Below are 19,356 nucleotides of genomic sequence, written 5' to 3'. Positions count from 1 at the left end.
TATCGCCGCGATCGTCTCGCGAAACTCTCGATCCTCCGCCGAGAGCACGCCGTGACGACACGCGAGATTTTCGACCGCCTCATCAAACCAGACCACCGCGCCGGGAACCATCATCACTCATATCCTCCGTCCGTTGCCGCTGCCTTGCGACCAGCCTCGAGCACCTCGAGCTGGTCATCGACGTTCGCGAGTTCATCGGGCTCGCTATCGCCCAGACCGAGCGTCTCGATCACGGTCTCGATCTCCTCACCGGTCACTCTCTCGACTGCCTCGCCAGATATTGTGTCCGTCTCGTCGATCTCGTCAGGATATCGCGCCCGTGCGATCTTGTTCTGAACGACGGTCTCGAGAGCGGGCTCGGGGACCTCCTCAACATCGACGTCTTCGAGTTCCTCGAGTGTCGACTCGAGCCACTCTTGACCGCTCTCATCCGGGAGTTCGGCGTCTCGATCGGCCTTGCTCTCGGTTTCGATCGCGAGGTGTCCGATAATCTCGAGTGCGTCGTCGTTCGCGATCTCCGTCTTCAGGATATCGCGCTTGGTTACTCGGAGGACGTCGTTGTCCTCGTTGAACGAGAATCCCGGCGAATCAGCGACCTGCCGCATGTACTTGCCCGCGTTGTTGTAGGCGAGCCCGTTGATCCCGACTGCCTCGTCCTTGGTGTACTGGTATCGCTCGCGAGAGTCGGAGAGACTCGCGAGTTTCTCGAGTGCATCGACCTTGACCGCGAGTCGCTTGTCTGCCTCGCTCAGCATCGCTTTCGGTTTCGAACGCGGATCGCGAACGTCCGGGATATCGATCTCGTCCGTCGAGACGAACAGATTCGACTTGGACGGGTGCCACGTGAACTCGAGTTCGTCGAGCACGTTCGGAAGGTGCCGCTCGCGAGTGTGCTTCGACGCCGATATCTTCAGATTGGGATGGGTCTCGACTGCTTCATTGAATTCCTCGAGCGTGAACGACGTGAGTTCGCCGTCGCCGGCGAGTTCGCGCAGTCGATCGATGATCTTGTTTCGCTTTCGCGTTGGGTCATCGAGTGAGACGTCCGTGTCGAGATCGAGTCGTGTTTCGAGTTTTTTGAGCTGTCGACCGACCCATCCAAGTGCCCCACCATCGAGACGATAACACACGACCGCGCGGAGAATCTCGTAGTTCGCGACGTCTTTCTCGTCAGCAAAGTCAGCCATCTCCTCTTTGACCGACGAACTCACTCGAACGGTTGTTCGACCATCACCGACGTCTCGAGACCGCGTGAGAATTTTTTACCCTCTTCGGGAGCCGAGTTCGTACCGACTGCCTCGAGAAGTCGACTGACTATCTCCTCGGCTTTGTGGTCACTTCGAAAATCGTGCCACGCCAATTCTACGAGATACCCGGTTGCTGAGTCCCGTGACGGGAAAATATCGTGAGCCGCTCTCTCGAATTTCTCCCACTCCGGAGGACGCTTCCAACGAAGACCGAGGGTATTCGTGGAACTCATCGAACCACCTCTGAGAGAGCAACGTCACGTACTGTGACGTAGTAGTAGTGAGCAAGCGTCGCCGCAATCGCTCGAGCGCTAGTGTGCTCTCGCTCGTGGTTTCCGGCGTTTCGGCGGGTTTCTTCTATCTCCTTAGACTCTCGCGGGTCTGGAGAGGGTGAAAATTTCTCGAGTCGTCGAGCTGCTCGAGTTCGGCGCCGATTCGTTCGCTTCCGTCGTTCGTGTTTCCATCATTCTTGTGGCTTGAGTGTCCTAACACGCCACAACACCCCATGCACAGATCGAACGACGACGAAAGGTCTTTTACTCCACCCATGATAGGGACAGAGTAGACGACCTCGTGTCGTCGTAGGCTTGAAATGCGTTCGCGTGGGCGCGAGCGTGCTTACTTCGAGGGGTCCCAGCCCTCGGACTATCCTACCTCCGTAGTCTGATCTTCGTTCGGTTTTGATTACCTCAGTCATTTTGACCCTTGTCCATAAGTGTTCTCACAGAGACAACTCAATAGTTGCTCTAACCCTCGCAGACAACGTCTTGCAACTCCTTGAGGACATCTGGTGCGTATTCGTGAATCTCACCCATGTCTCGGTGGGCCTCTTTGTGGCACCGGAGACACAACGTTACGAGATTTGGCAACGCATCCGGCCCACCGGCGGCTCTCGGGATAATGTGATGTACTTCTCCGCTTTTAGGACTTTTTCGGTGGCCGTCTTCCACTTCGTCCCCGCACCGCTGGCAAGTGTAGTTGTCGCGTTCTAACGCTCTCTTTTTCGGTCCGCCCGCCCCATTGTAGAGGTTGTTCCCTCTCTCCTTGTGTCTGTACTTCGATGCACACGACTGTGAGCAGAAACTCCGGGTGTCTTCCGGTCTCACTTCACGGGAGAATATCTCATCGCACCACTTGCAAGTGAATTCTTGAGCAGGATAGGCCGCGATACTCTCGTTGTGGACACTGGCATGGTGTATTTTCATACCCCGTTTAGTGTCAAACCCTTCCCTGCCCGTGGGACACTCGGCAGCAGAGCTCACCTGTCGTTCACCGTCCAGATGAGCGTATTCCCGAGCATTTCGCTCGAGACCAGACCGTTGTCCTCGAGCTTGCGGAGACGGTAGTCGGCACCCTGTCGAGTAACACCGACGGTGTCGGCCACCTCTTGCGTCGTTGCGGGGGCGTTCTCTCGAATCGCTTCAAGGTAATCCTCCTCGGAGTAGACCATATGCAACGGTTCTTGCTCCATGTCAAAACCTTACCGCTCCGTCTATTTAATAATTGCTACAAAGCAAGTACTTGCTATATGGAAGGTTTTATGGTCACTTGCTACATAGCAAGAAGTGGAGGCAGACCCGGTTCCAAGGGGCATTCAAGATGGAAGGAATGCCCGCCTGCGCCAACAGGCGAGCTGGGCTGTCTTGAAGTAGATAACCCATGATGACTGAACAAGCGGACACGTTTGAAGGTATCGAGACTCGAGAGGCAAAGGCGCTGACCGAGATCATGACGGTTCTCGGCGACTTGCCGGCCGTTCAGGACAATTCGAACCGCTACTCGGTGACGACCGAATCCGGACGCGAATATCACGTTCACGTCGTTGAAGGAACATGTCACAAGAAGAACGGCGAAGAATGCCCGGATCAGGAGTACAACCTAGACGACAATGACGTGTGCAAGCACGTCCATCGTGCGCGCTACGCGGTCGGATTCAAGGAGATCCCGGAGTGGATCGACGAGGACGCGATCGACGACGATCTAGGCGTGTTCGTTCCGACCAAGCATGACGAGTCCGACACTGCCGACGCCGACACTCTCACCGGCCGTAAGGCCGCCACTGACGGCGGCGTGTCGGTTCGTGAGGTAGCCACTGATGCGGAGGTTCTCGAGGACGAAAGCGACCCGTGGGAAGGACCGTTCCCGGAGGTCGACAAGTACGATCATCCCACTGGCGAGGATTACGTTCGCTGCTGGGACTGTGGCCGTGAAATCCTCACTGAACGCAAAGAGTATGCCACTCACAAAGAGGGCTGCCGGTTCAGAGGGGATCACTGATGCGCCGGCGAGTGACCGACGCCGGACGCGAGCAGATAGAACTCGAGAAATTCGAGATCGCTCGAGCGCGTGCAACGTGTGTTCCCGAAGAGGTGCACGATGAGTAGTTACTGTCAGAACTGCGGCGCTCATCATTCGGAACGGTACATTCGCGTGTTCGGGGATAACGATGGTATCTTGCACGCTTGCTCGAAATGTCGGGACCAGCGACACATGTACCATGGCGTAGGGGTCATCCCAGAGATCTGACGATGGTCACGATTCTCTTAGAGGACGGCACAAGCAAGCGGTTCGACTCGTACCAGCCACTCGGCAACGGATTGATCCGCTGTCGCCGTTCGGACCAGAAGCCTCCTGAGATGACGGAGTACTACCACGAGGGTGAGATAGCTCGGATAGAGATCTGACCACTCTCATTTTTGGGCTGGAATTGGTGGGCTTGAATGTCGGAATTTGTGTATAACTCCGACGTTAGTCGGACGCCATGTCACACCTCGAAGGGCGGGAACATTATTGTACGTCAGATGTTTAGGGTCCTTCCATCCCTATTGCCACGGGATAACGGGTTTAGCCAGATCCACAAGCTGCGCAGCAATAGGCTTATGTTGGCGGGTTTCGTATACTGATGTATGAGCTCCGACCGGAAACGAAATGACCGCGGAGAGTACGTCGAGACCGTCACCCCTGAGGGGGTCCTCGAGGTCATGCGACGATCACCTGATCCGATCGTCACCGCGAAAGAGGTCGGTGAGGCGCTTGGGCGGACGTCTGAAGCCGCTCGGCAGAAGCTCCTCAAACTCCAAGACGAAGGTATCGTCGCTCGTAGGAAGGTCGGCGCCGGAGCGGTCGTATGGTGGATCGTCGATGCTGACCGGGAGGGGCCGGTCGATGAGTTTGACCCGTCCGATCCATTGTTCACCGACCCTGTGACGTTCTCGAGCGGCGAGACCGATGTGTCGGCGAACACCGACGCATACCTTGCCGACGCGATCGCGGGTAAGAGCGACGGCAAGAACGAATGACCGACGATCCCGGCACGACACCGGTGTTTGTGGATACGAGCGCATGGTACGCAATCTTTGATGAGGACGATGCCCGCCACGCTCGAGCAACTGCCGTCCGCGAGGCGATCCTCGCCGGCGATCTCGCGTATCGACCGATCTACACAACCAGCCACGTACTCGGAGAGCTGGCGACGCTCCTCCTACGGAATAGTCACGACACTGCTTCGAGGGCGCTTCAACAGATACGTTCCTCGCCGAACGTGACGGTGATCCACGCGGACCGGGTGGCCTTCGATGCCGCTGTAACAGAGTTCGATCGATACGATGATCAGGAGATTTCTCTCGTTGATCACCTCACCGGTGTCCTGGCTGATGAGCGTAATATCGATCGCATCTTTGCTTTTGACGGTGACTTTCGAACCCTCGGTTTCACCGTCGTGCCTGAAGATACTGGCGAGCCGTGATGTGAGGGCTGGCCGTTCTCCACCAATACTTGTTCTACTGGAAGCCGTCTTTGAGGCTGCTGGATAGAGCAATAACCACGATACAAACCCCGTGCCACATATTCAGAGGAGCTTCCGAGTTTACTCGAAACCCGGAAACTCACCAACCTATATGACCCTTCACTCTGACGTAGTTTATATACTCCAGAAATGACTCAGTCCGTATCACGAAACTCGGAAACTCAAAAACAAGCGAAGACCTGTTGATTCCCGAACCATCCGTGTTCGGTTAAGGAGCGGAACCGGCAGACGCCAGCGTCTTGACGAGGTTATCTTCAGAAACCGCGTAGAGAGAGAGATTGTGAAACCCGAACTCTCTCCAACACTCATACGCCGCCGATTGATTTCCCTCTTTCCCGCAGACCTCGTCGAAGTGCTCTATTGAAAATGCGGTACAGCGGCGGGGTCAGTAGATTCTGAGCCAACGAATTCCGCATTCTGGCCGAGAAGTGATGCGACTTTCTCACCGAATCTGGCGGTGCTTGTGGTGATCATCTTGAACCGAAAATATTCCACTTACAATTACGAGTATTTTGCTAAATAGCAACCATCAAAATTGTTGCATCCCTACGCTGTCTCCCATTTTCAATAGAGCAGTGCGGATGGGCCCTGACGGATTCGAACCATCGACCACTCGGTGTCTCACACGATCTAACGGGTCAGATCGTGTTATGAGCCGAGCGCTCTAACCAGGCTGAGCTAAGGGCCCGTATATCGGATGAGAGTAGAACATATCATAGTTGGTTCCATTTGAAAGGCCAGGCTCCGTTCTTCGCGAGCCACTGCCACTTCTGGAAAGGCGACAATTCAATCATCTGATTGACTGAAGATAATGCTGTGGGACACGGCATTGTATCCGTATGAGAGTATTGCAGTGGACTAGTATGTTAATTGGCCAGAATCCGCTGCCGATATTCTAAGCTTCGACAGCCCCGCTCAGGGGGCCGGTGATTCACTAATATGGACGGGGCCGATGAAAGGACCGGCCCGGTTGTAAGACCGTATTATCCCACGCGACGGTTACAACACGAGAGTGATAATTCTAGTCGTTTGACCTATCACGACTGGCTCATCATGAATCGTCTTGCGAATCTAACTCTCAAGGTCTCAAGGTCGAATAGCGCCGACTCGAGTACGTCCGATTACAGCCGATGTGCCGCCTTGAGAACAGATCGATAGACGGGCCTATAGACCACGCGCGTGAGAAACACTGACCACTACTGAACCGTCCTCAGACTCCGCGCCGCATCCGCCGAAACGACGATATCTCGCTTCGAAAGCCGAACCCTGCCACCGGCCACGTTGTCAATCAACGCCGTCAGTCCCTTGAGATAGTCCCGATTTCGGACCTCTCGAAGCGTGAGTGTCGCTCTCCCCGCGTGTTCGATCGCCCGATTCTCGAGAAGCGAGCGAGCGTCGGCGTCGAACCCGGCGTGGTCGGTGGCGACGAGCTCGAGTACATCGTCCGATATTCGGATTCAGATGCTCGGGACGCGATCGCGTTGCTCTCTCACAGTGTCCGGAATACCGCAAACGCCTCGGCCGACCGAGTCACGTGGGCTGTGATCGACGACTCGAAACCCGATGCGGATCATACAGGCGATTTCATCGATAGCCAAATAAAAAACATCTAAATTATTCGATTATCTTCGAGAAGGAGACGATACACCATTTTGCAAGTGTAATCCTCAGTCGATCACATCGGATTAGGATGAGTGTCTGCTTGGCGAAGGTGTGAAAGCAACCCAAGCAGACAACGAGCTAAAAGAAGAGCACCTGCTTAATTTTGTCGTCAACAGTCTCGATGAGGAACTTTCGCTGGAGCTCGGGGAGAATGTAGCGGTCACGACGGAGGAATTGTACGAGGTCCTCGCCGGCGCCAGCGCCGGCGGGACCTCAATCAATCACGTCTGCGAGAAAACAAACGACTCGCCCCACGCCAATACCGTCCGTGGATATCTTACCGATCAGTTCGATCTTGATACCGTTGAAGCGGTTGGGAACACGCTCCTTCAACGGGATGTTCTTGAGACGCTTCCAGATCGACCGGTGGAGGTCGTCGCCGACCTCCACCTCGATCCCTACTACGGTGACGAGGACGAGACGGAGTCACTGTATTTCTCGCAGGCGAAACGAGGAACCACTGCCTTTCACGCCTACGTCACGCTCTACGCACGGGTGCGTAACAAGCGATACACACTGGCGGTTCGCCAGCTGGTCGCTGGCGAAGTCACCAGCGATGCTCTTGATGAGTTCCTCGAACTCCCCGACGGCCTTGACCTGCGCGTCAAGGCCGTCTACCTTGATCGCGGATTCTACAACAGCACCTGTCTCGAACTGCTGTACGCGCACAACTACGCCTACATCATGCCAATCGTCAAGTGGGGTGAGACGATTCAAGACGAACTCAGCAGAGGCTGGAGTCGCGTGATCGAACACGAACTCGCTGGGCGGGTAACATTCCCTGTGTTCATCGACTGTGTCTACCAGCGAGGACGATACGACGAGCACGGGGTGGCGCGTCACGGCTACGCCGTTGACGCGCCGTTCATTGACACACCACAGGATGCACGAGAACACTATCGCAAGCGCTTCGGCATCGAATCAAGCTACCGATTAGCCAAGCAGAGCCTCGCTCTCACCAGTTCACGGGACGCTGGGCTTCGGTTATTGCTGTTTGTCGTGAGTCTGTTGCTGCAGAACGTCTGGCGATACCTCCACTGGATGTACGTGGCGGCGCCCCGCCGTGGGGGGCGCCGCCTCTGGGAGTGGTCGTTCACGGAGTTCTGTGAGATGGTGGTTCGTGCTGCCTGGACAGCCCTCGGTGTGCGCAGAGCTGTCCCAGCGAATCAACCACCCGACGACCGGTTCTTCCGGTAGCTGTCCCTGAATTGGGGCTGCGCTCGTGAGTGGCTACACTGTCGCGTCGGCGGCGATCCGCCGCCGACAGCGACTGACTGATGTCAGATCCTGCCACCACCATCGTTCCGAAGGCTATCCAGACATTACGGACGTAGATTCAGTGCCTACTGGAGGAGATCGTGAGCCTCTCGATGTGATCGACTGAGGCTTGACCTTGTGAAGCAAGAACAGCAGCGTCGTGAGCATGATCCCGAATCCCAGTATCGGAATCGTCAGTGCCGCCGGGACGAACGTCGCTGCAACAACGGTGACGAACGCCACTGCAAGGAACAGCATGAGTTCGCCGATCGTGTACCCCCGGAAGAACGCCGTTGTGCCACCCAGTGACTGGTGGATCTTTCGCGCGTTATACTCATGGTCTGCTGTGTTTGTGCTCATCGAAATCACCATCGCGATACCTTCTCTTTCGTGTTTTTGAACTCACGCTTCGCTCGAGTCGATGTCTTCTGTGTCGCCTTGCGGGCATCATCGGCGGCTTTATCGCGCATTCGACCCGTCTTCGACTTCCGCAGGTTGTTGTATCGGCCGGCGTGAGTCTTCGTCGAGCGAGCTGAGGAGCCGAGTTTGTACGCTTTCGAGTTACCGCTCTCGAGTGTCGTCTGTCCGCTTTTCGTTATAGCACCAATCTGATTGTCTGCGTATCCACGATGGACGTTTCGAGCACCACGGACGGCCTTTCCAGAGGTACGTTTTGCCTTCGCAGCCCCAGATTTGGCTGCTGCAGGATTCGTCGCGGAGACACCTGTCCGGGCGATGGTCCGCATTGCCGGGCTACTCCAGTAGACCGTCATGACCATCGTGATAATCGCTGCAGGGATTAGCATCAACCCGATAAACAGCGAGAAGAGTCCATCAACAGAAGACTCGAGCCCACCGACTTCCCATCCAATCCGGAAGAGGATCGCTGGTGGAAGTCCAGCAAGTACTAATCCCGGGTAGACACCTGCAGCTTGACGTGCCATGTTCGCCGCTGGACTAAACGGCCAGACTTCCATTGCCCAGAGAACACCCAGTAATGGCATGATTGGTGTTAATACGAAAAGGGCGATCCAGCGGAGAGCAACGATGAATCCCGCGATGACCAAAAGAAGTTCGATATGACGACCATCGCGAGAATGGCAAACGTGCCCCCGAGAGAGGATTGGATAAGGCCGCCAAGCCCTGCTGACATCTCCTCAGTTGGGGCCATCGTCATTCCGACTGCGTCGATAAATTGCATCGGAACCGATACCAGTGGAAACCAAACGAAGGTCCCCATGAATACGAGTCCAAGCCGTCGCAGAAGCTGTTTTCGTCGGTACTCGCTCATTGAGCCCGCACGGAGGCCAATAAATGCAAAGGCAATAACTACCATCATGATTGCTAACGGCATGATATATGCCAGATATACGTCTTGGTAGAGACTCCCCCATGGCGCATTATCTGGAGTCCCAACCACCATATATCCTGAATCTGACTTTGGAGACGGTACTCCGACAATCGGCCCTAAAATCGCCTCATAGATATTGTTTATAAGATTGAGAAGTGCATTGGTGAAATCCTCAATGACGTTCTCGATTGCGTTCTCAACCTCCTCTTGCAGCCATGCCATTTAATTCTCATCTCCATTAGATGTCGATTCAGTTGGCCCCCCTTCTATGATAGAAAGTTCACATGACTGGTCTCCCCCATACTTGATTTGCTGGGTATAGGAAGGATCTGAGCCTACTTGGACGACAGCCGTCACGGTCATCGGTTCTGTACCGAGTTCTCCACAGGCAAGTGAACTCAGCGCGTTTTCGGTTCGATAGACAGGCCGTTTGAATAGACTGTAGTCTCTCCCGGCGGCAAGCGCGTTTCATGGTAGTACGACTGCGATTCCTTGGACTGTAGTCGGGCGACTGGTGCCCCTGCCCATTCGAGTTCGGTGAGCAACGATGGAATTGTTCCTTTATTCTTGATTACGACAGCTGCATACTCATCCCAGACAGGCGAATTCTTGTCCCAGTCCATGTCGGGGTTCTCTGCCGCCCACAACACGTCCGTGATCGTACAATCTGCCTTGAGCGTGATCGTTGTCGTACCGAGCTGTTGGTCTCCATCGAGGGCAATTAACTCATATTCTCCGGCAGGAGTCTCATCTGATTCTCCGAAATTTCGAACGACGTCTTGGTTTCGCCAGTCTCGAGACGCTGTTGATCGTGGAGTTCACCATCCGGATCGACGAGGTTGATGAACTCGACCGAAGCATCATCGGTTACTTCGATCTCGAGACTCTCTTCGACGATCTTGACGGAATTGAATACGTCGCTCCCGTCGGCACTAATTCCATTCCCGTCTGTACTATTGTTCGGGGAATCGGACTCCGACGTACAGCCAGCAAGAGCGGCTGTACTCACGCCGAGGCCAGCGAGGACTGATCGACGAGCGATACGACTCTCGTCCGTATGAGTGTCTTCTGTCATTGTTGAGTTGTAAGTCCGAGAAACGTGCCTCCAGACAGGTAGTCAAAGCCGTAAACGGCTAGCGCGACCGGCAGGAACCAGAGGAGCGTTACGAGGACTAACTGAATGAGTTTCTGGAAGGCAGGATACTTCGGGGGTACCTTCGCTCGGTCCTTTGCTGTGCCGTACAGGTGGTCTGCACGCCACCACTCCGCTGGGACGTACTGACCATCAACGAGCAAGGACGGCCGCTCCTCGAGTTCGAGAACGGCCATTCCACTAGCGTTCACAGCGGCCGACTGATTGCCGACTTCGACTCGCCCAGTTGTAATCGGCTCGCTGGTCGCGTTCTCCGTGACCGTTGCCTGAACGAGGGCTCCTGTCGAGTTCGCTTCGAGGACCGTCAACTCGAGGTTCGTTTCGCGAACGGTTCCGTTATCATCGATCGAGACTGTCCGTGACTGGCCGCGAACGATGCCGTGAACGGTCACCTCATCGACGGTTGCTACTGGAAGCGTTCGCGATTGGACAGCGATCGATGTCGTGTTCACATAGCGATCGGCAGTCGCAATATCGGTCCTGTTCGGGAGTGATGGCCCGTCCTGTTCGCTTCCCCACGTCTCTTCGATAACCAACGGTGGCTCAGCATTATCCGTTGTCTCGCTCGAGATATCCGGTTGTTTCTGCGTGGGTATGGCGTGGACCTGTGCTGGGCGAACGGACGAATCCGTGCGGGTAGTGTCCGTCTCTGTCTGAGACACCATCGTCTGCCAGCCGTCGACTCCGGCGGAGTAGAACCGCCAATTCCCTCGAAGACGGGTCTCACTGTCAATATCGATTGCTGACCACGTGGTACCCGGATGGACGACGACACCGGTGCGGTTCTCGTCGCTCTCGAACGTCACTCGCGTTCCGCTACTCTCGTTGAATTGAGTAACGGGCTCTGTTGAATCGCTGTAAGGCGGTGGATTTCACTGTTTGACGGCACGTTTGATGTTGTAGACGACACACATCAGAGAAATTTCACGGAACTCTCGATACCAGTTACGCGCTCGCACGGCGTAGCCGAGCGAGCGCTTGACGGCTGAGTTGACGGTTTCGGCCATTGACCGCTGAGCGTACCGATCTTCATCAATGCGGGCGTTGTGTGCGTGATCGTACGGAGCGAAGATCCGGTGTTTGATCAGCGGGCGAATGTCGAGTTCACGGAGTCGTTCGCGGAGTTGTTGCTTGTCATAGCCCTTATCAGCGGCTAGAGACCGCAGATCGCCCGCGTTCCGGCGGGCGATCTGCTCACAGAGATCTGCGTCGCTGCCTTCTAACGTCGTCGAGCAGTGAAGATCAAGCACAGCTTGCGTTGCTGTATCGACGAGTTTTGTAACTTTGAGCGTCTGAACACGATAATTCGTTCGGTGGCAGTAGTGACGGCTTGCACGATCTCGTTCATAGAACGTAGCGTCGATCGCAGCGTGCTCAGAGAGGTCGTGTAGCTGTGCCGACTGGCACAGCAACACTCGACAAACGCTCATCTCGATCCGATCAAACGCCTTACACAGCGTAGATGGTGCGGGGAGATCGGCCGTATCAAGGCCGATCTCCCCTGTTATTTGCGGCATTTCCTTCAGCAGATCGATCGTCATTCGATAGGACGTATCGAGGTAAATCCGCAGACAATGCAGGGAAACGAGGGCATAGTCGGCGAATCCGCCGCCACCTTTCGGGGCGGCGGATTCGTCTCCATCGCCAGTAACGTTTTGAGCAATCGGCACAACTGCCCCAATGAAGCGGGAGATTTGGGTCATGAACAACTGAAGTCTCCCGCTTCAAGACCTTCGATTTAGCGAACCATTCCGCCGCTGTCTAGTGATTCAACACAGCCGAGTAACGACTGTCTGGCGGGAGTCGTCTACTGTTACCTGCTCAGTGGGATATTCAGTTTCAGTCTCCCATTCTCCGTCACAGGACTCTGTAGTACTATTGTACTCCTCGCACGTTCGCATTTCGTGACGGAGGCGAACAGAGATGTCAACCTCGACGGAGAGGTTCTGTGTCCCTGATAGCCCACTGTACTCGAGTGTGGATCGATGGTTATTGTCGGATTCGAGTACCCGACCGTCCGCCCGTAGTTCGACAGTGTCGATATCAGTCTCGGCAATCGACCATCGGTCGCGGACTGATCCATTGATATCGTCGTCCGGAACACGGACTCGATAGTCGGTAATCGCGAGGATCTCTCCGTCTGGAGCGATGTATCGGGTGGAGTTATTCCCCGAATGCAACACCGTCGACGGCTGGACTGCAACGATGCTCGCATACGCATCCGTGATGTAGAGCCCGTTCTCGAGTTGTGCACTCTCGGGATGAACCGACGTTTCCTCGTCGCCGGGAGAGAAGTCCTGCACATCTCCCCTGTTCCAGGTCTCGACGTCTCCCATCGGTTGTTCGAACGGAGCGTCTGTTGAGCCAGCAAGTCGGGTGGAAAAATCCGCAGCGGAGGACACGTTGGCCTCGAATTCGTCACTCGAGCGGTTCCTCTGCTCGAGGTCTTCCGACCACAGCAGCGGGAACCGCGTCTCGTTCACACCGTATGCAGGTCCGTCATCGGGAATCACCGTACTCGAGTTTGGCTCAGCTGCAGAGGCTCCTGCAGTCAGGCAAACAATGCCCCCGCTCGCAGCGAGGAGCGTAAGGGCGATGACGATCACACGTGGCGTGGTCATTGGTTTCAGTCAAATGCTCCGTTTAGTGGATTAGAACGGCCGCACACAGTCTGAGAAGCCAAATCCCATCTGACTGCCGACCTTGTCGATAAGTTCTGGTGAGATCAGGGCGAGGACGATGATCCCGAACCCGATTCCTGACATCACGAGCCTCTCCTTGGCCTGGTTCTTCTTCTCTGGATTCCCACCAGCACGCATGTACGAAAGACCGGACCGACCAACGTAGAATCCGGTTGCAGGAAGCCCGAGACCAGCAACGGCACCAAAGACGATCCCGATTCCAGTCTCGACACCGGTCCCACAGTAGACATCTCCGACCTCCGACTGCGCAGCTACTGACCCAGAGATGACGATCAAAAACACGAGCCACACTGCCAGTGGCTGGATTGTTGACCTAATCTGGCCGAACAACCGGCGAGTCTGGGTCGAGAAACTGAATACCGAATGAGGGCATTTGGTGACCGATTCGGATGACTCACGAGGTGAATTATCACTCATAATGGTGGATATTTGGACGTCGTGTTCCCAGCAGCGTCTCGAGATCAACGATCTCAGTCGCTGATTCGAGTAATCCATCCCACGTGGAGTTGCTCCCACGACGGATGATATCGCAATGGGCTATCAGCCCAGTCACCGTTTTGTAGGCCAGTCCAGACGTATTGGGGCTGGTCATCTGTCTGAGAAACCACGCGTCGGCGGTCTGGCCTACAGTTATCGTATTGAGTATGTTACCTAGTATTCCATTTGATCCCATACCTAACATCATCGATTTAGTAGTTGGAATAAATAAATATTTCCATAGCCCATTACCGATATGAGTCCCCATCGTATCATCCGAAGGAGAAGGTTCTGGTGAATAAGTCGATGAACGACAACGAGGCATGGGCATGGGCCGATCGCCACGAGGTGACCGAGTAGATCAAGGAGACGCTGTTGAACGCGCTGAACTGGGAAGACATCCCGCTTGGTCCCGACGGAAGCAGCGTCTACGCCGCAGACGACCACTTCGACGCTGTCGCTCGAGACGAGCTGGTCGAACTGTACGAGGATCCAACACCGCGCCTCGAGGCGAAGACGGACCACCTGTTGATGACGACGCTGCGAGAGATGGGCGAGACCGCTCGCGACGTGTCCGAGACGGTTGTGACTGAGGCGGTGCGACCGTCGACGATCTCGCCGACCAGCTGGGAAGCATCCCGCGACGATCTACCGCACGATCAACGACTTTGGCGAGATTCTCGAGCTGGATCAAGGCGACGTGTCGTTTCGAGCTTGGAAGCACCGCGAGGAATTACGAGCGCTCGTCGAGTCCGCCGAGTACGCGATCGAGAGCTACGCCGATCGGGTGCAGCACATCATGGCTTGGCCGATCACGTCGCCGAGTCCTCTCCCTTTCAGGAGTGGCTCGCGAAGAACGGCACCGACCTTAAGTTCGACGACCAGGGCGAGCCTCGACGAATGCGGATCGATACGATCCTTTCCCGGTTGAAGGCCGATAGCTTCGAGAACGTCAGGACGATCGCCAGTGAAGCCCTTAAGAAGTGGTCGCGGTCAGGGAACGACCCGACCGCGTTGTGTGGCGTCGAGCTGACCTAGAAGACACCCAGTGGCGGGACTGAAACCGGGTTCGTCAGCGCAGTCACGGATCGGTGAACCGGCCCGCATAGTGGCAATACTCTCGTTTTTGCTGTTTTCTGCAATTCAGTTTGAATAATAGCCCTGATTAGACAAATCTGATTGTAGTCCGCGCCTTAAGGGCGGGGTCGGCACCGCGATCGCACCGCAACGCCTGCAGGGTCGTTTCGCGCTTCGCGCGAACGACCCCTTGGCGGGTGTCCCCAAGGCGACAGCGCCAAAGAATTACAGCGCCCACCCCCCACCTCCGCACGCAGAACTCCAGTGAAGCACATGAAACGGAGGTCCTGTTTTAATCACTACCTGTACTCTCATGCTGTTAATACAATATAAACAGTACCAGTTATAGTAATCTCCAGAAGTGTCTACTCACACCTCTCACCAGATCTTCGAGAGACAACGAGACACGCCAATCTTCGGCGGTGCCACTACAAAGACTTCCAAATTCTACTATAGCTGTATGAAGTGTGCTCACGCACGAGTGCGGGCGTCCACGTGGAGTCGTCGTAACCAGCTTCAGACGGCGACGCTGGCCGCGTCGCCGTCAGCTCTGTCCACTGTTCGTCAGTAAGTCGAGTGGATTGCTCGGGACGTGGGAGGTCGCGCTCGGCGACGACATCGAGCCAGTCGTAGATCGTCTGTTCAGGGAACCCGAGTAGCTGTTCGGTCTTTGCGGGAGATTTTACCTGAGAATACAACACAGCGCACATGAGGCGTTTAGCTGCCTTCGCATCCGTTTCCGTGCGCAGTTCTGACGAATTGCTCCTCATCCACACCGGACAGCTTGTTTCCCACGTAGTCATCGCCTCTACTACGTGCTCTCAGGATATGAACTATAGTAGCCACTGAAAGTCAATGCACATCCGATCGCACAACGGCTATGCGATCGGCGTGTAAATCGTTTCAGTTGTTACTAGAGTCTATCAATCTCTATCAGAAGGCATATAAATGCTGTTGTTTTGTAGACAATTATGGTCCGAGTACAGGGTCGACGAGAGTTTTTGAGAACAGCCAGTAGTGTCTCGGCAGGTGTGTTTATTCTTCCAGCTATTTCAGGAAATACTACCGGCTATAATGCAAAAGCATGGCCTGAATTCGGAGGTAATTCAAGGAATAGTGGGTATGCAGATTCTTCATTAAATCTGCAAACAGATATTGGCATAGATTGGACTTATCAAGCAAATGACCATGTGAGGAGTTCTCCTGTTGTGGCTGATAATACTGTTTTTGTAGGCAGCGATGATGGTAAATTATATGCTATAAACAAGAGAACAGGGACGGAGAAATGGTCACTCAATAGTGGGGAGACAATAGCCTCTTCTCCAGCTATTATTGACGACACCGTTTTTGTAGCAAATAAGGCTGGGCAGGTCTATGCGTTAGATTCAGAGACTGGTGAAGTGAAGTGGGATAAACAGCCTTGGAACAAAGGAACTACAGATACCTCCTCAATAACAACGGAAGATAAACGAATATATATTACATTCGGGGAAAGTGGTCTCTATGTTTTTAACAAATCTGATGGAGATTTAATCTGGACACAAAAAGAGGTGCCTACGGAAACGACACCTGCAGTTGGTCAAAACACCATTTATGTCGGTTCGAGTGACGGAAAATTATACGCCCTTTCTAAATCAGACGGTTCTGAAAATGGACATTTGAAACAAAAGGTGCTATTGAATCAGATCCAGCGATACTCGATGATACGGTATTTTTTGGTAGTAACGATGGAAATGTGTATGCTGTAGATAATACAGGTAGACAAATATGGCAATATGAGACTGGTCACTGGGTTACTGCATCACCTGCGGTAACAAATGAAACTGTTTTTGCTGCTAGTCATGATTCAAAATTTATGCATTGTCGAATAGTGAGGGAAAGAAAAGATGGTCTTTTGAAACCGGACTATACATAACATCGTCTCCTGTTGTGACTCAGAATTATGTATATGTAGCTAGTGAAGATGGCGCTTTGTATGTTCTTAATGAAAAAAGTGGGGGAAAAGAGGGCGAATTATCTATAGGTCCACGGGTTAAATCTTCACCAGCAATTACAAATAACTCTGTGTATATTGGTAGTACGGATGGGAGCCTGTATAGTATCTCACCCGGTCAGTCCCGATCAGTCATAGAACATTCATTGGAGTTGTCTATTATTGGAAGTATTGGAGTCGCACTTGGTGTAGCATATTATTTCCGAGATAAATTGGGTCTATCTATATAATGTTTAGATGAGATTATTTCATGCAAAACTGAACAACTGGATCCGATCGGTATCTGTTTCGACTTCGGTTCACTGAAACAATTTGAGAAGCGAATGATTCCACGTCTTGGGATGTAGAGCGCCCACAAACGAGCTTTGGAGGAATCGGATAAAATCCGAGTAGAACTCTTTCGAATTCTGTGCCACAACCCTTGATTCGCAAAGCAAGATGCGTTGAGTGGCGTCCAACACGCGATTTTAGGGCTAGAACGCGAGTTCTGCGGCTTGCCGCAGGCGAGCGACACCAAGTGCTCTCCTCTCAGCCACCTTGTCGGAGTGACTGACCGACCGGCGACCTTTCGGTCGCACGCCCAGCTCATCCTTCACAAACTCGGTGAACACCTTGGCTACTCTTCGCCACCGTTGTTGGAACGGTTGATCGACGACGCTCAGAAGATCCACCAATAACGACCAATACTCCAAGAGAGGCTCGCTACCGCTACAAAACCGAATCCTGAGGTTTAACTCAAGACAAATATTTTTGACTCTGATCTGAACACTGCACATTCAAAAGCGGTAAATTTCACATCGTCATTGGAAAGTAGTTGTATCATCACTGATTGGGTATTGATGGTTTTCAGATCAGCTTAAAATCCCCATCTAAGTACCTTTAATAAGCGATTTTTCACTCAATACTTTTGAATTAGTTATTATCCCAATATTCTCTTTGAGGATAAGGTTTATTTGAGAGGAAATTTAAATTGGAGATGCTATGAAGCCAACAAGAAGGCGACTACTTCAGACAAGTGGTACAGCAGTAGCAGCACTAATAACTACGGGCGTTGCAGCTGGTCAACGGCGCCGACGCACGGGAACCGAGTCGGCAAGTAGTCTGAGGATACGGCGGGATACATCAGACCCAGTGTCACCAGCAGAAATTCAGGAACGAAAACAAGAGATCGTAGAAGACAGTAATTTGTATGCACAGGCCGAGGCCGTTCCTGGTATGCAAGTACAGGGGTACAGTGATAAAGACAATATCTTAGCTTATAATTTTGATATCGTTGATGGTACACCTATAGAATGGACGGGTATCTATAAAGAAAGCAGAGTCGTAGGAACTGAGTCTCAGGAAAGCGGAGTCGTAGGAACTGAGTCTCAAAGGGACAATTCTCCAGAGCAAACCTTACATAGAGCAGCTGGAGAGCATGCTGAGGACGTTGGAAATGGTACTGAGACACAATCCTTATCCACTAACGAGGTGCAAACATCTCAGGATGAAAAGATCTGGGGGGATTGGGATAAGCAGGCCGAGAGCGATAGCCTAATCACTACTGATGATGGAAATGATCTAAGCTGGGAATCAAAGTGGAAACAGGATCCAAATGATCTTGGGAATCAGGGTCTTAATACAGAGCTTACGCTACGTCCCTATAACACAGGGCTGTACCCATGGCTTACTAACAAAGCTATCATAGATGTTGATTTCAATGGATCCACTTACGACGAAATTAGTGATTATGGCCCTCCAAACAGTATCGGATCAAATACACAGTCAATTTCTCTTGGCTTATCAAGCGATGAGGTAGTGAATGTTGGCGTGTCCAGTTCTACTACTTCTTCAAATTTAGACATCGACAATAAAAGTGATGATGATGAAGATTATGTTAAGATTCATTTTGATATTTCAGGTGATTTGAGGGAGAATACAGTTCGGTTAAATCAATCAGCAGTTACAACTGGTACGGAGGACTCTAGCGATACAACATACTGTAATCAAGACTTAGAAGCTACATTCGAAACTCTGGCTTCACACGATGGAATGCCTTTAGAAAAAGAGTCACCCAGTCAGAATATCAGGATGTACTGGTCTTAGTGATCGAACGCTAAATACCACTTCTTTACCAAATTTCGAGACTACTGAACGACGAATAGTTCCCGAACTAACACTAAGAAACTCCGGGGAAGTCACAAAGACTAGCTGATATGACTCGTTCGAATCCGTTCCGCCGTGTTCAGATACACTGATACCATGCTACGGCAAGCGATCCCAGTTACCCATCCACCGGCAGTTTCTTGATCCCGTCTCAAGGTTGTTTAGGGTTCGCCTCTAGTAGCCTCAACTGACACCTCTATTGTGATGACTGTTTTTGCTGACCGCTTGAGCAGTTCGTCGGCGAACGCCGCGAACTGCTCGGGCTCGGCATACTGTACCAGATTCAGCAAAAAAGCGATTGTAATCCAGACTCTGACCACATCCACTGGTTCTTACACTGTTTCGAAACTTCACCTATGGCTCGTTCATCTGTCTTTAGTTAGGAGACAAACCGCGTGACTACGGCGGCTTATCGAGCTATGTCTGTGGAGGGAATAAGGAGGAGGCAATTCCCATCTCGCATTTGGATCGCCCTGACAGAGTGGGG

14 protein-coding genes, 1 tRNA gene and 4 pseudogenes are annotated in these 19,356 nt (G+C 53.1%); 8 read left to right on the top strand and 11 right to left on the bottom strand.

Translation table 11 applies throughout. The features are described 5' to 3' along the window. Window positions 1-113: 113 nt before the first annotated feature. The gene (locus K6I40_RS06985; RefSeq protein WP_222913938.1) at window positions 114-1,211 is read right to left on the bottom strand and encodes a hypothetical protein; all 1,098 of its coding nucleotides are present in this window, start codon (window positions 1,209-1,211) and stop codon (window positions 114-116) included. A 1,294-nt stretch (window positions 1,212-2,505) separates the two neighbouring features. Beyond that, a complete protein-coding gene (locus K6I40_RS06975) occupies window positions 2,506-2,718 on the bottom strand; it encodes a helix-turn-helix domain-containing protein (RefSeq protein ID WP_222913931.1) in 213 nt (70 codons plus the stop codon). A gap of 188 nt (window positions 2,719-2,906) precedes the next feature. On the opposite strand from K6I40_RS06975, the gene K6I40_RS28200 reads away from it, so the two are divergent. From K6I40_RS28200 to K6I40_RS06960, 3 genes are all read left to right on the top strand, one after another. Beyond that, entirely contained in the window at window positions 2,907-3,524 is a 618-nt protein-coding gene (locus K6I40_RS28200; protein WP_255681503.1) for a hypothetical protein, read from the top strand. 629 nt (window positions 3,525-4,153) lie between these two features. Beyond that, on the top strand, window positions 4,154-4,546 hold the full coding sequence (locus K6I40_RS06965) for a FaeA/PapI family transcriptional regulator (protein ID WP_222913929.1): 393 nt from the start codon (window positions 4,154-4,156) through the stop codon (window positions 4,544-4,546). After that, window positions 4,543-4,992 (top strand): PIN domain-containing protein, encoded by a 450-nt coding sequence (locus K6I40_RS06960; RefSeq protein WP_222913927.1) that lies wholly within the window; start codon window positions 4,543-4,545, stop codon window positions 4,990-4,992. The genes K6I40_RS06965 and K6I40_RS06960 overlap by 4 nt, the downstream gene beginning before the upstream one ends. 642 nt (window positions 4,993-5,634) lie before the next feature. Here the strand turns inward: K6I40_RS06960 and K6I40_RS06955 are convergent. Then, window positions 5,635-5,740: transfer RNA gene (locus K6I40_RS06955), tRNA-Ile, on the bottom strand. A gap of 670 nt (window positions 5,741-6,410) precedes the next feature. On the opposite strand from K6I40_RS06955, the gene K6I40_RS06950 reads away from it, so the two are divergent. Together K6I40_RS06950 and K6I40_RS06945 are read left to right on the top strand one after the other, a co-directional pair. Then, entirely contained in the window at window positions 6,411-6,665 is a 255-nt protein-coding gene (locus K6I40_RS06950) for a hypothetical protein (protein WP_222913925.1), read from the top strand. A gap of 100 nt (window positions 6,666-6,765) precedes the next feature. Further along, entirely contained in the window at window positions 6,766-7,911 is a 1,146-nt protein-coding gene (locus K6I40_RS06945) for an ISH3 family transposase (protein WP_222913923.1), read from the top strand. Window positions 7,912-8,097: 186 nt separating this feature from the next. Here the strand turns inward: K6I40_RS06945 and K6I40_RS06940 are convergent. The 7 genes and pseudogenes from K6I40_RS06940 to K6I40_RS06910 form a co-directional block, all read right to left on the bottom strand. Next, window positions 8,098-8,331, bottom strand: a pseudogene (locus K6I40_RS06940) (conjugation protein); the annotation flags it as partial. Between the two features lie 5 nt (window positions 8,332-8,336). Then, window positions 8,337-9,544 (bottom strand): annotated as a pseudogene (locus K6I40_RS06935) (hypothetical protein). Between the two features lie 499 nt (window positions 9,545-10,043). After that, window positions 10,044-10,397, bottom strand: coding sequence for a hypothetical protein (locus K6I40_RS28195; RefSeq protein ID WP_255681501.1), 354 nt, complete (start codon window positions 10,395-10,397; stop codon window positions 10,044-10,046). Further along, window positions 10,394-11,281: a hypothetical protein gene (locus K6I40_RS06925; RefSeq protein WP_345779380.1), complete on the bottom strand. Its 888-nt coding sequence runs from the start codon at window positions 11,279-11,281 to the stop codon at window positions 10,394-10,396. Before K6I40_RS06925 ends, K6I40_RS28195 begins: the two co-directional genes overlap by 4 nt. Before the next feature lie 66 nt (window positions 11,282-11,347). Beyond that, a complete protein-coding gene (locus K6I40_RS06920) occupies window positions 11,348-12,178 on the bottom strand; it encodes an IS5 family transposase (protein ID WP_222913921.1) in 831 nt (276 codons plus the stop codon). 66 nt (window positions 12,179-12,244) lie between these two features. Continuing rightward, a complete protein-coding gene (locus tag K6I40_RS06915) occupies window positions 12,245-12,958 on the bottom strand; it encodes a hypothetical protein (protein ID WP_222913919.1) in 714 nt (237 codons plus the stop codon). Window positions 12,959-13,126: 168 nt separating this feature from the next. Further along, window positions 13,127-13,507, bottom strand: coding sequence for a pilin (locus tag K6I40_RS06910; protein WP_255681498.1), 381 nt, complete (start codon window positions 13,505-13,507; stop codon window positions 13,127-13,129). A 411-nt stretch (window positions 13,508-13,918) separates the two neighbouring features. On the opposite strand from K6I40_RS06910, the pseudogene K6I40_RS06905 reads away from it, so the two are divergent. From K6I40_RS06905 to K6I40_RS06885, 3 genes and pseudogenes are all read left to right on the top strand, one after another. Further along, window positions 13,919-14,692, top strand: a pseudogene (locus K6I40_RS06905) (DNA-binding protein); the annotation flags it as partial. 1,010 nt (window positions 14,693-15,702) lie between these two features. Beyond that, window positions 15,703-16,479 carry a PQQ-binding-like beta-propeller repeat protein gene (locus K6I40_RS06900; protein ID WP_222913915.1) on the top strand — a complete coding sequence of 259 codons (777 nt, stop codon included), beginning with the start codon at window positions 15,703-15,705 and terminating at the stop codon, window positions 16,477-16,479. A 1,376-nt stretch (window positions 16,480-17,855) separates the two neighbouring features. Next, window positions 17,856-18,809: a hypothetical protein gene (locus K6I40_RS06885; RefSeq protein WP_222913911.1), complete on the top strand. Its 954-nt coding sequence runs from the start codon at window positions 17,856-17,858 to the stop codon at window positions 18,807-18,809. 221 nt (window positions 18,810-19,030) lie between these two features. Here K6I40_RS06885 and K6I40_RS06880 read toward each other — a convergent pair. Further along, a pseudogene (locus tag K6I40_RS06880) lies at window positions 19,031-19,236 on the bottom strand (ISH6 family transposase); the annotation flags it as partial. Window positions 19,237-19,356 lie beyond the last annotated feature (120 nt).

Origin of the sequence: Natrinema sp. SYSU A 869, assembly GCF_019879105.1 — an archaeon.
GTDB lineage: Archaea > Halobacteriota > Halobacteria > Halobacteriales > Natrialbaceae > Natrinema.
This window is presented reverse-complemented; position numbering and strand designations above follow the sequence as displayed.

Excerpts from the sequence above, each read along its gene's own strand:
- K6I40_RS06975 (WP_222913931.1), bottom strand. The coding sequence starts at position 2,718 with ATGGAGCAAGAACCGTTGCATATGGTCTACTCCGAGGAGGATTACCTT.
- K6I40_RS28200 (WP_255681503.1), top strand. The coding sequence starts at position 2,907 with ATGATGACTGAACAAGCGGACACGTTTGAAGGTATCGAGACTCGAGAG.
- K6I40_RS06965 (WP_222913929.1), top strand. The coding sequence starts at position 4,154 with ATGAGCTCCGACCGGAAACGAAATGACCGCGGAGAGTACGTCGAGACC.
- K6I40_RS06960 (WP_222913927.1), top strand. The coding sequence starts at position 4,543 with ATGACCGACGATCCCGGCACGACACCGGTGTTTGTGGATACGAGCGCA.
- K6I40_RS28195 (WP_255681501.1), bottom strand. The coding sequence starts at position 10,397 with ATGACAGAAGACACTCATACGGACGAGAGTCGTATCGCTCGTCGATCA.
- K6I40_RS06920 (WP_222913921.1), bottom strand. The coding sequence starts at position 12,178 with ATGACCCAAATCTCCCGCTTCATTGGGGCAGTTGTGCCGATTGCTCAA.
- K6I40_RS06900 (WP_222913915.1), top strand. The coding sequence starts at position 15,703 with ATGGTCCGAGTACAGGGTCGACGAGAGTTTTTGAGAACAGCCAGTAGT.